Here is a 12085-nt window from a genome sequence, read left to right on the forward strand (position 1 = left end):
AATTGAAGTTTTAAAAAAAGATTAGGTTTGTTTAAATGATATAATAACTGATATATAAAGCTCAAATAATCAACGATGTAATTTTATTTTTTCGTTTTTTAGATAATTATTGTAAAGATGGCTGAACAATATATAAATGAAGACTTTTTATTATTGCTAATTGAAAAAAATGGATTAGTTGATATTGCGAAGATTCTAATTGATAATCATTTTGAAGAAGAAACTTTGACTTTAGAAAAATTGTGTGAAGGACATAATGATAATATTCTTCAGATTATTTTCTTTATAAAGAACTCTTTAAAACCAAAACTCCCAAACAAAATATTTAATTACTGTAGAGAATTAGATAAAGCTTATCAAAGCGTTATTGTAAATGTTGATGATGGGATTAAAGATATTACAATGGAAAGAGAGTTGATTTATACAAATAATAAAATTGCAAATGACCAAAACCTTGATTCAAATTTAGATATAAATATAAAAGCTTTAAAAAGGAAAATTTTTGATAAAATAAAATTATGGTTTAAAGTATTTAATATTGAGTTTGCATATGATAGTGCAAAAAAAATAGATAATGTTTTAGTTTATTCTCATAGAATTAGTGGCTGGTCAAATCCAGAGTATAGGATAACAAATAATTTAAAACAACAAGTAAAAACTAATTTCGGATATGGTAGCGTTAGTTTTTTCTATTCTTTACTGACTTATAAAAATATTCAAATAACTCCATTATCAGAATGGATTGACTATCGATACTCAAATTTTTCTGAAGTTATTAGATATACAAGGAGTTTTAGAAGTCGGATTGCAGTTACTGATAATGAAAATAGAATACGTTATTATAAAACGAAAATTGAAAATTCATATTGGTATAATGCAATTGAGTTTACAAAAAATGCTGCTAATTTATCGCTAACAAATGAGAAAGAATTTATTGAAAAATATATCATTTGTGAATGTGAAAGGATGGTTGATGGCTTAAAAACCTTTTACGAAGAAACAGAATTTGATTTTATTGATGAAAATCAAGTTAGTTTAGAAGATGAAAAAACTATTATACAGCGAGTAGATATCAAAGGTTATGAACTAATTGATTTTAGAACAGAAAAAATTATTGGAGCTTTAGATTTCATAAGTAAGATTATTGATTATAATGAAATTATACCTACAGAAGATTACATTCAAAGGATTATATCAATTAATAGAAAATTTATTCCAAATGTTTATCTAGCGCTTAACGATCAAAAAAAAGAACTTAAAGTAAGTAAAACATTCTATGAGACATTTATTAATAAACATAATAAACTTATAGAAGAACAAAAATTCTATCAAAATGAGAAACTTAGACTAAAGAGCGATTTCGACTTGCATTATGGAGAAAAATATTCAATTTTTTCTGAAATTTTATTAAAATCAATAGATGAATTAAAACATCATAATCATAAAATTAAGTTACATTCTGATAACATAGATAAGTTAAATCATTATGTGGAAAAATATAAAGAAGTAGTAAAATAATAATTTATCAAAAAGATTTAAATAGCTTAAATAATAGAAAACTATTTTATTTATTCCCAGTCGAAACCAACAACTCCCGAATATCAATCTTTAAATATTTAGAAATCTCATAAAGTGTTTCAATAGAGGGCTGAGCTTCATTTGTACACCAACGCGAAACAGTCGATACAGTTTTGCCTAAATGATTAGATAATTCCTTACTAGTTCGATTGTTTTCAACCAAAACAACTTTTATTCTATTTAACTTAAGTTTCGACACAATGTTGATTTATTGACATTCCATGCAAATATCTTATAATTTAAATATAATAAAAAGAATACTTCAAATACTCAAAATTGCCCTAAAACAATAATTTAGTGTCTTAAAAATATTATTTGTAGTATAATTTTTACTATTTTTGTTTCGATGAAATAAAAAATAAAATGAAAAAATCAGTAAAAAGACGATTAAAAATACAGCCAAGACATATCGCAAGATCATATCATCGATACGTTATATTTCCAGAAATTCGTCTTTGCGGAAAATGGCTTCAGAAAATCGGTTTCCATTACGGTAATTTCGTAACGATTGAACATCAGCAAAATAAAATCATTATTACCACCAATAATGAAACTGAAACGAAATAAAAATCATCTATTTTAAACATAGCCCGTGGTTTCAACCACGGGAAACGTATTTTGATAAACGTAAGGTTATATGCTTTTTGTTCCAGTGGTTGAAACCACTGGCTATGTTTTGAAAAAAATATAAATAATAAAACAAAGTTATTTTATAAGTTGCCTCCAGTTTTAACTGCAGGTATATGTAATAAAAATAGAAAAGGCTTTAGCCAAATTGTAGATATTTTGGCTAAAGCCTTTTGAGCGTTATAAAAAGTAACTTGAGGTTTAAATCACTTTTGCTATTTGTGTGTTTACACGAATATTATAAGCTGCATCCAAACCAGGTGTTTCATAAGTGGTGAACGCTAAATTTACACTTGGTCTAAAAAGTAGACAATGTGTGGAGCCTCCAAAATGAAACATTCCCAGTTCGTCGCCTTTTTTCACAATGTCTCCGGCCTTTACTTTTATTTCACAGCTGGAAACTTCTGCCATTCCCACAGGGATTACACACATAAGTCCAATTGCAGGATTATCTGCTTCAATAAATATTATAGCTCTGGTGGCAACTGCTGTTAAAAAAGGTTGTGAATTGTTGGGTGCACTTGAATCGGGTCCCGCCGGATTATAGAAACCTTGATATAGATTTTCTAGATAATACGAACCGTTTACAATAGCTGTTTTAACAATTCTACCGTTTACAGGACTGTGCCAGCGGTGATAGCTTAAGGCACTCAAAAAGGCCTGATAAACTGTTCCTCCATCAAATTGGGGAGCTAATTCATCAAAATTCATCATATTTTCCAATGAATAAGGCTGTCCTTTTAACCAAAATTGATCTGATAATGCTACATTCTTGGCTACTTGTAAAGGTGCCGACTCACAAGCGTTTACAATAATTGAATCATCATTGGGTGCGGTAACTGGACGGACATTTTGGCAAAACAATCTTGTGAAAAAATCGTCCCAGCTTTTGAATCCATAATACGGATCTGAAGGATTTGATTGAAAGACATCAGAAAATGTAGCATTTGGCGAAATAGGATTCGGTTCTAAACCTAATGCTCCTTGAGCAACTTGCATCATTTCGGACTGTGCTACTTCGCTCAACCAAGCAATTACATCTTCTGAAGGATCATTTTCTATCAAAACATATCTGGAATCTTCCGTAACCAAAAATTTAGACCAGTAGTTTAATATCTTTTTTAACTGCTGATTGACCAAAACGTTTGAGAAAACATCATAACCAAAACTAGTCGCCATTGGCCAGGCTAAAAGAGCGTTAATAGGAAAACCAATCATACCTGCTGGTGTTTGATTTCCGGGAGCGCCAGTTTGGTATGCTTCGGGAGCAGTTTGCATGATTCCGTTGAGTAAGACAAGGAAATCCTCAAAAGTCATAGGTTCCGGTTCCCATTCTAAAGGAGTAGTTTGCTTTAAAAAATAAGCTTCGGCAAACATTCCCTGTACATTAGCATATAAAACAGAGTCTGAATACACTAGATTCTGAAAATCGGCAATTTCGGGAATAAGTTGTGTTGGATTTTCTGCTGTAAATTTCTTGATTTTTTTAATCCAATCTTCGATAATTTGTGGATTTTGGGGTAACCAGCCTCCCAATAATTGTTTTGCTTTAGTAAATTTTGTTGTTTCCATAGTTGTTTGGGTTAAATTCATAACGAAGGTATTTTAGAAAATAATCCTACAATGTTAAATAGTCACAGAAGGTTATTTTGGTGTTATGAAGACCTTATATTGCTGACAGGAAACGAAATACATTTGGAAAAGCAACTTAGATAAAAAAACACATAGCTTTTCAATCCAGAAAAACTATGTGTTTATTATAAAATGAAATGCCTTCTAAAGACAATCCAAAATACTATCCCGAAGCTTCGGGACTATGTGTTTAAAAAATTAGTCCTTTTTTCTCCCTTCAATATTCGGCAAGAATCCAGTAATAATCCCAATTAAAGGCAGGAACGCACAAATCTTAAATACATATTCAATACTTGTAGCATCGGCAATTTTTCCTAAAATAGCAGAACCTAAACCGCCCATTCCGAAAGCAAATCCGAAGAAAAGACCCGCTACAAGTCCGACTTTTCCAGGCATTAATTCAGTTGCATAAACCAGAATCGCTGAGAATGCCGAAGAAAGAATCAATCCGATAATTACAGATAAAGTTCCAACCCAAAATAAAGAAACGTAAGGTAACATTAAAGTAAACGGAGCAACACCTAAAATAGAAACCCAGATTACGTATTTTCTGCCATAACGATCTCCAATTGGCCCTCCAATTAAAGTTCCTGCCGCAACAGCACCCGAAAACAAGAATAAATAGACTTGCGACTGCTGAATCGTAATGTGGAATTTATCAATAAGGAAGAAAGTATAATAACTTGTAATACTACTCATGTAGAAGTATTTAGAGAAAATCAAAACCAATAAAATAATCAACGAAGCAATTACACGGTTTTTAGATAAATGATGTGTTTCAATTTTATGAGCCGATTTATTAGCATTTCTTTCCGATAAGTGTGCCGTGTACCATATTGCAATTTTATACAAAGCAAAAACACCAACTAACGCAATAATACAAAACCAAGCGATATAAGATTGTCCGTGCGGAATTACAATAAAAGCGGCTAATAATGGTCCGATCGCACTTCCTGCATTTCCTCCCAATTGAAAGATGGACTGTGCCAAGCCTCTTTTTCCGCCCGAAGCCAAATGAGCCACACGTGAAGATTCAGGATGAAAAATGGAAGATCCGATTCCGATTAAACTTACTGATAATAATAAATACACAAAGTTAGAAGCGATCGAAACCATGAAAAGTCCGACCATGGTAAAACACATTCCAATAATCAGCGAGTATGGTTTTGAGTTTTTATCGGTATACATTCCCACAAAAGGCTGAAGGATAGAAGCTACGATTTGGTAAGTAAAAGTAATGATTCCAATTTGAGAGAAACTTAGGTTGAAATTTTCCTTTAAAAGTGGATAAATGGAAGGCACAACAGCCTGTAAAAGATCATTAATTAAATGAGAAAAACTGATGATAAATAAGATCGAATAGGTGGTTTTTTTAACTATGTCAGGATTTGCTTTAATAGTGTCCATGTGGTATTTTTTGATTTTTAAATTAGGCTAAAAAACAACAGCTGTATTATTTTTTGCAAAGATTAAAAGAATACTAATGTCAGAATTGCTATATTTGGACAATGAATAACCAGATTCGGACATATCGAATGGCGCAGGAACATGGATACAGAGAAGATCCATCGATTCCTGTTATTGGCTATACCGAAATGGTAACCAACGAGATGTGTATTTCGCACTCGCACCCAAGAGGACAGCTAATTTATGCAACACGTGGTGTAATGAATGTAGTGGTGGGAAATAATATCTGGGTTGTGAATCCGTTACAGGGTTTGTGGCTTCCGGGTGGAGTAGAGCATCAGGTTACTTTTCAGAAAGACGTTAATTACTATAGTGTTTTTATTGATGCATCTGCAATGGCGGGATTACCAGAGAAAAGTTTTTCATTTGATATTCCGATGTTTTTAAAGCAATTGGTTTTCAAAATCATTTCTTTTGGAATAGAAGGAAATTTAACGCCTCCACAACACAGAATCATATCGGTTTTTTTAGACGAATTGGCTTTAATAGAACCAAGCGCCACTTTCCTGCCCACAACCAATCACGAAAGATTGCAAAAAGTAGTCGAACTTTTAATGGATGATGTTGCTAGCAAAAACACAATCGATTATTACGCCGAACTTTCGTTTATGAGTAGTAGAACTTTATCACGTTTATTCATCAAAGAACTGGGAATGAATTTCAGTGACTGGCGAACTCGTTTAAAACTTCTAGAAGCCATAAAACGTTTGGGCGAAAAACAATCCATCAAGGAAATTGCTTTCAACTTGGGTTACGAAACTACAAGTGCTTTTATTTATATGTTTAAAAAGCATTTGGGCAAAACACCTTCTAATTATATTTTAGAAGATGAAAATGAGAACGATAGAATGATTGCTTAGGTTTTGAATGTAAATTGAACGCTGATTAAACGGATTTACTTCGTAAAGACGCGGATTTAGACGGATTTTTTAAACACATAGAAACATAGGTTTTTATTCTCTTTGCGAAATAGAAATAATAAAAATGACTAGTCATTAACACATAGCTATGTGTATGTATACAAGTGAAACGCCTTTGTGTTCAAAGCAATTCTATGTTTCTATGTGTTTAAAAAATAAAATCCGTTTTCATCCGCGTCTTCGCGATATCGAATCCGTCTCATCCGTGTACCATAAAATTCTAACATCATTTTTTTTAATACTAAAAAAGTGATACCCCATAATTTTTCCCTTAAAAAATTATCAAAAAGTATTATTTTTTATGAGATAGCAGGATAGTGCAGGTTGTGAAATGTAAAGATAACACTTATCTTTATTCCCAAAATATACTTACTATGCTAAACCGCTCTTCCATTTTTAAGATCTTGCTTATTTTTGTTGCCTTTTTTTCATGTTCATTATCATTTGCACAAGAAAAAACAAAAGAAGCGACATGGATCTGGTATCCAGGAGATTTTGAAGTTTGGTTAAGCAATAAAATGCAGGTAAGACGTACAGAACGTGAAGCTGTATTTCCTCCGCTTTGGCAATATTACAGTCCTTATGCTTTAGTCACTTTTCAGACAGAAGTAGATATTCCACAACCAGACGAAGTAAAAATTTTCTCGGAAGGACCTTTTCAATTGCTTTTAGATGGCGTTCAAATTTATGGACAACCAAAATCGATTACAGTTCCTTCCGGAAAACACAAAATTTCCTTTAAAGTTTATAATCAGGAAGTATTGCCGGCTATTTATATTTCAGGTCAATACGTTAAATCTGATGCTTCGTGGAAAGTTACCAACGAAGATAAACTTTGGATTGACGAAACCGGAAAAGCACAACAATCTGGCACGCCATGGGTTCCTGTTGGTTCTTGGAATTTTAATTCGCCAGAAAATAAACCTTCTGAGTTTAAACTAACAACAAAGCCTTTAAGCGCAAAGAAAACCGAAAAAGTAGGAACTGGTCAATTGGTAGATTTTGGAAAAGAAACTTTCGGTTATATTAAAATTCACGGTTTAAAAGGAAAAGGTAAACTAGCATTGTATTATGGAGAATCTCGTGAAGAAGCTTTGGATTCTGCTAAATGCGAAACTTTAGATCACTTATCTTTTGATGGAAAACAATCTGAAACCTATACACACGACGGATCAAAAGCATTTCGTTATGTTCAGGTGCAGGCAGATGCAGGTGTAAAATACGATTCGATTTCGATGCTTTATGAATATTTGCCATTGGACTATCGTGGTGCATTCAAATCTTCAGATGAACAATTGAATAAAATTTGGGATGTGTCGGCTTATACAATGCATTTAACGTCTCGCGAATTTTTTATCGACGGAATCAAACGAGACCGCTGGGTTTGGTCTGGCGATGCGTATCAAAGTTATTTAATGAATTATTATTTATTCTTTGATTCGGCTTCGGTAGAAAGAACGTTGTTAGCCCTTCGTGGAAAAGATCCTGTAACGGCTCACGTAAATATCATAATGGATTATTCGTTGTATTGGTTTGTAGGTGTTTACGATTATTACTTACACACTGGCGATACGAAATTCATCAAAACTTTTTATCCAAGAATGAAATCGCTTATGGATTTCTGTTTAGAAAGAAGAAATAAAAACGGATTCCTTGAACCATTAGAAGGCGATTGGGTTTTTATTGATTGGGCTGACGGATTGCCAAAAACAGGCGAAGTTAGTTTTGAGCAAATGCTTTTAGCAAGAAGTTTAGAAGCTATGGCGGTTAGTGCCGAAATTGCTGGGAAAACCGAAGATCAGAAGCAATATCAAAAATTAGGAACTGATTTAAAAACAAAATTATTTGATGTCTTTTGGGATAAAAAAGAAAACGTCATGAAACACCAGCGTATCGATGGTAAAATGCAGGATATTGTAACCAGATACGCTAATATGTTCGGTATTTTCTTTAATTATTTTAATGAAGAACAAAAGCAAAGCGTAAAAAATAAAGTGTTGCTCAATAAAGATGTTCTTCAAATTACAACTCCATATATGCGTTTCTACGAATTGGAAGCCTTATGCGCAATGGGAGAACAAAACTACGTTTTAAAAGAAATGAAGGACTATTGGGGCGGAATGCTGAATGAAGGTGCAACCTCTTTCTGGGAAGAATATAATCCCAAGAAAAAAGGAACGGAACACTTAACGATGTACGGTCGCCCTTACGGGAAAAGCCTTTGCCACGCTTGGGGAGCAAGTCCGATTTACTTATTAGGAAAATATTATTTGGGTGTAAAACCAACCGCTCCGGGATATTCTGAATACGAAATCAAACCAAATCTTGGCGGTTTAAAATGGATGGAAGGAAAAGTACCAACACCGAATGGAGAAGTTACTGTGTATTGCAGTACCAAAGAAATCAAAGTAAAAGCAAGTGAAGGAGAAGGAAAATTGATTATAGAAAGTTCATCTAAGCCCAAAACAAACTCGGGAACAATTACTGAATTAGCCAAAAATAAATATCAATTGATTGTAAAACCGAATGTAGAGTATAAAGTGAGTTATAAGGCGATTTGAGTTCTTAGTAATTAGTTTTTAATCTAAAGCTTATAACGCACAGTTTGTCATTTTGAGGAACGAGACTCGAGCGATAGCGAATAGGTGAAGCAAATCACACTAGAAATTCCGCAACAATTGTCGACAATCTTTGTGGTTACGAGTGCGATTTCTCCCTTCGGTCTAAATGACAAAAAGTAAAAAATAAAAACCAATGTTTTCAAAAAGTAAAATGTACCATTTCAAATTAAAAACTACTTTCCTAATGCTAATCGCTGTCTGCATCCAAGCTACAGCACAAACCACGGCATGGAAACCAGCATCCTTTGAAATTGTAAAATCCAATTATAAAACTTTCAAAACTACGCAATACGCTCATGTATTTTCAGGAAGCAAACACAATATTGTTCGTTTAGCTCCAGAATTGCAAGGTTTGACAGGGATTGAACTTCCTTTAGATAAATATAAAAATGGAACTAATACTCCATTACAATTAAAATTTAAAGAGCCAGTAACTGTTTTAGTTGGGGTTTTTCAGGATAAAAATGCTGAATATCTTCAAGCTGATAAACTTCAAAATGGTAAATTAGTTTTAGAAAACGGATTGACGATTACTGGTTTATCGTCAGTAAATGTTTATGCGATTTCTTTCTCAAAAGGAACACAAACATTAAATTTTGGAAAAGGATTATTTGCAGTTTTAGGAGTTGTAAAAGCTTCTGAAAATTTAAAATCTAGAAACGCAGAACTTCCAGACGGAAAACTTTGGAACCCAACTTTTATTGTAGAAGGATTTTCAGATGAAAAACCGCTTTTCGAAATTATCGGCGGAGAAAACAAACCTGTTATTGATGAAGGAATGTCCGGAACAGAAGGAATTCAGGGAGGTTTTGAAGGCGGACGTGTTGTAAAAGTCGGCGATACCTATCATATGTTTCCAACCGAAAGAGCAGGAGAAAAAGGTGTTGACTATTATTACGATCGTGTAAAAACAAAAATTGGACATTGGACAAGTAAAGATGCCATTCATTGGAAAAGAGAATCGACAATTTATCAAGCAAGTGGAATTTATGCCGTAACTGAAGATGATAACCCAATGAATGACCGTCGTGCTGCGATTTGGTCTTACATGCCAATTTTTAATGAAAAAGCAAACAAATGGTACGGCTATTATTTGGCGTATACTGTGAGTAAAGAAATTGAACCGAATCATTCATTCGGAAGAATTTGGCGTTGTGAATCGACTGTAGAAGGAATCAACGGGATTGGCGGACCTTATAAAGATATGGGAATCATTATGGAACCGGGATTGGATTCTCAGCCTTGGGAAGGTCGTCAGGGTGTTGCATCGTTTTTTCCATATCAGGTAGGAGATAAATTTTTCGGATTCTATAGCGGTGCGTATCCGTTCAATTCATGGGCAGATTATCCGAAGAAATCAGGAAAAGGCTGGTTTGTGGCTTTAGCCGAATCAAAAAGTTTAGAAGGTCCTTGGTTAAGAATGAATAAAGGTTTAGAACCAATTAAGACTATGCATCCTCTATTTGTTGAAAATCCAATCGTGAGTCAGTTGCCAAACGGGATGTACATCGCAATTTTCGACGGTGGCCCAGACGGTTGGGGACATCATTTACCAAATATGATTGCGTATTCGTTATCTGCAGACGGAATTAATTGGGCAGAAGCACATTATTTGCCAATAGAAACCAAAGTCGATAAATGGTGGGATATTATGCGAACGCCTTTGTGTTTAATCCCAGAAGGAAATGAGGTTTACACAATAGTCTATAACGCCATCGACCTGAAAAGAAGATTTCATCCAACAGGAATGGTAAAAGTAAAACTGAACAAAGACGTAATGGAATCTAAATTAAAAGAATTGAAGAAATAGAAGAGAAGTGGGGAAGATGTAAGATGCAAGAAGCAAGATTTTAGAATATAGAGAATAGAATATAGAGAATAGAATATAGAGAATAGAATATAGAGAATAGAATATAGAGAATAGAATATAGAAAATAGAACGCAGATTAAACGGATTTACTTCGTAAAAACGCTGATTTACGCAGATTTTAGTTTAAATCAGAATGTAAGTAAAAAAGAAAAATCCGTTACAATCCGTGTCTTTACGAAGTAAATCCGCGTCATCTGCGTACCAAAATACACACAAAGCAAAATGAAAATTAAATATCTAGTCCTAGCCATTTCAGCACTTGCCCTAACAAGTTGTGCAACTAAATACAAAAAAAGAGAAATTACTGATAGTGTAATGCAGGAGATTTACGAAGAAATCAAAACGCCTTATAAATACGGTTTGGTGATGGTTCCTACCGACAACTCATACAAAATGGATTGTCCGAGTGTATTTAGAAAAGACGGAAAATGGTACATGACGTATTTAATTTATGACGGAAGAGGTTATGAAACCTGGCTAGCAGAAAGCGATAATCTATTAGACTGGAAATATCTAGGAAAAGTAATGTCATTCTCAGAAAATGAAAAACATTGGGACGTCAACCAAAAAGCAGGATATATTTCGTTGCAAGATCCAACTTGGGGCGGAAGCTACGAATGGGAAAAGTACGATGACAAATACTGGATGAGTTATTTTGGAGGAGACAGCAAAGGTTATGAAGCGGGTGTTTTATCAATCGGAATGGCATATACCAAAGAAGCTCCGACAAAACCACACGAATTTCAGAGATTAGAAAATCCGGTTTTGACTCCAAAAGACAAAGACGCCAAATGGTGGGATAATAGTACGATGTACAAAAACAGTGTAATTCGTGATAAAGACAAAGTTACAGGACACAATTTTATCATGTATTACAATGCCCGTGGCGATAGTATCAATCCTGCAAAAGGTGCTGAACGCATTGCAATGGCGGTTTCAAACGACATGAAAACTTGGAAGCGTTATGGCAGTAAACCATTAATCAATCATCATAAAGGAATCTCGGGAGATGCTTATATTCAACGAATTAATGATACTTGGGTAATGTTCTATTTCGGAGCTTTTTGGACAGGCTGGGATCAAGGTGCATTTAATCGTTTTGCCGTTTCGAATGATTTAGTAAACTGGACAGACTGGAAAGGCGACGATTTAGTTAAATCATCAGAACCATACGATGATATGTTTGCGCATAAGTCATTTGTGGTAAAACATGATGGTGTTGTCTATCATTTTTATTGTGCCGTTAATAAAGCAGAACAAAGAGGAATTGCAATCGCAACATCTAAAGATTTAGGAAAAAGCAAATTGAATTTTGTGGCACCGCCGGAGAAAAAGAAGAAGAATTAAGAGGAAAGTACAAAGTACAAAGT

The 12085-nt window shown here is 33.8% G+C and carries 9 protein-coding genes; 6 read left to right on the plus strand and 3 right to left on the minus strand.

What is annotated here, in order from left to right:
- Positions 1-117: 117 nt before the first annotated feature.
- A complete protein-coding gene (locus ACFS3A_RS16785; RefSeq protein ID WP_379826716.1) occupies positions 118-1518 on the plus strand; it encodes a hypothetical protein in 1401 nt (466 codons plus the stop codon).
- Between the two features lie 46 nt (positions 1519-1564).
- Here the strand turns inward: ACFS3A_RS16785 and ACFS3A_RS16790 are convergent, their stop codons facing one another.
- A complete protein-coding gene (locus ACFS3A_RS16790; protein WP_379826717.1) occupies positions 1565-1777 on the minus strand; it encodes a helix-turn-helix transcriptional regulator in 213 nt (70 codons plus the stop codon).
- 164 nt (positions 1778-1941) lie between these two features.
- Between ACFS3A_RS16790 and ACFS3A_RS16795 the strand changes: the two genes are divergently transcribed.
- Complete coding sequence (locus tag ACFS3A_RS16795) at positions 1942-2145, plus strand: SymE family type I addiction module toxin (RefSeq protein WP_379826718.1); 204 nt, start codon at positions 1942-1944, stop codon at positions 2143-2145.
- Positions 2146-2406: 261 nt separating this feature from the next.
- On the opposite strand, the gene ACFS3A_RS16800 is transcribed toward ACFS3A_RS16795, so the two are convergent.
- Together ACFS3A_RS16800 and ACFS3A_RS16805 are read right to left on the minus strand one after the other, a co-directional pair.
- Positions 2407-3798: a phophatidylserine decarboxylase associated domain-containing protein gene (locus ACFS3A_RS16800; RefSeq protein WP_379826719.1), complete on the minus strand. Its 1392-nt coding sequence runs from the start codon at positions 3796-3798 to the stop codon at positions 2407-2409.
- A 237-nt stretch (positions 3799-4035) separates the two neighbouring features.
- Positions 4036-5244 (minus strand): MFS transporter, encoded by a 1209-nt coding sequence (locus tag ACFS3A_RS16805; RefSeq protein WP_379826720.1) that lies wholly within the window; start codon positions 5242-5244, stop codon positions 4036-4038.
- Positions 5245-5345: 101 nt separating this feature from the next.
- On the opposite strand from ACFS3A_RS16805, the gene ACFS3A_RS16810 reads away from it, so the two are divergent.
- The 4 genes from ACFS3A_RS16810 to ACFS3A_RS16825 all read left to right on the plus strand — a co-directional run bounded on the left by ACFS3A_RS16810 (position 5346) and on the right by ACFS3A_RS16825 (position 12062).
- Complete coding sequence (locus ACFS3A_RS16810) at positions 5346-6164, plus strand: AraC family transcriptional regulator (RefSeq protein ID WP_379826721.1); 819 nt, start codon at positions 5346-5348, stop codon at positions 6162-6164.
- Between the two features lie 434 nt (positions 6165-6598).
- The gene (locus ACFS3A_RS16815; RefSeq protein WP_379826722.1) at positions 6599-8785 is read left to right on the plus strand and encodes an alpha-L-rhamnosidase-related protein; all 2187 of its coding nucleotides are present in this window, start codon (positions 6599-6601) and stop codon (positions 8783-8785) included.
- A 193-nt stretch (positions 8786-8978) separates the two neighbouring features.
- A complete protein-coding gene (locus ACFS3A_RS16820) occupies positions 8979-10655 on the plus strand; it encodes a hypothetical protein (protein ID WP_379826723.1) in 1677 nt (558 codons plus the stop codon).
- Between the two features lie 282 nt (positions 10656-10937).
- Positions 10938-12062 (plus strand): glycosylase, encoded by a 1125-nt coding sequence (locus ACFS3A_RS16825; RefSeq protein ID WP_379826724.1) that lies wholly within the window; start codon positions 10938-10940, stop codon positions 12060-12062.
- Positions 12063-12085 lie beyond the last annotated feature (23 nt).

The sequence above is a fragment of the Flavobacterium notoginsengisoli genome, assembly GCF_042686225.1.
Taxonomy (GTDB): Bacteria; Bacteroidota; Bacteroidia; order Flavobacteriales; family Flavobacteriaceae; genus Flavobacterium; species Flavobacterium notoginsengisoli.

Bases quoted from the DNA above. Each gene is read 5' to 3' on its own strand.
- ACFS3A_RS16785 (WP_379826716.1), top strand. From the start codon at position 118: ATGGCTGAACAATATATAAATGAAGACTTTTTATTATTGCTAATTGAA.
- ACFS3A_RS16795 (WP_379826718.1), top strand. From the start codon at position 1,942: ATGAAAAAATCAGTAAAAAGACGATTAAAAATACAGCCAAGACATATC.
- ACFS3A_RS16800 (WP_379826719.1), bottom strand. From the start codon at position 3,798: ATGAATTTAACCCAAACAACTATGGAAACAACAAAATTTACTAAAGCA.
- ACFS3A_RS16805 (WP_379826720.1), bottom strand. From the start codon at position 5,244: ATGGACACTATTAAAGCAAATCCTGACATAGTTAAAAAAACCACCTAT.
- ACFS3A_RS16810 (WP_379826721.1), top strand. From the start codon at position 5,346: ATGAATAACCAGATTCGGACATATCGAATGGCGCAGGAACATGGATAC.
- ACFS3A_RS16815 (WP_379826722.1), top strand. From the start codon at position 6,599: ATGCTAAACCGCTCTTCCATTTTTAAGATCTTGCTTATTTTTGTTGCC.
- ACFS3A_RS16820 (WP_379826723.1), top strand. From the start codon at position 8,979: ATGTTTTCAAAAAGTAAAATGTACCATTTCAAATTAAAAACTACTTTC.
- ACFS3A_RS16825 (WP_379826724.1), top strand. From the start codon at position 10,938: ATGAAAATTAAATATCTAGTCCTAGCCATTTCAGCACTTGCCCTAACA.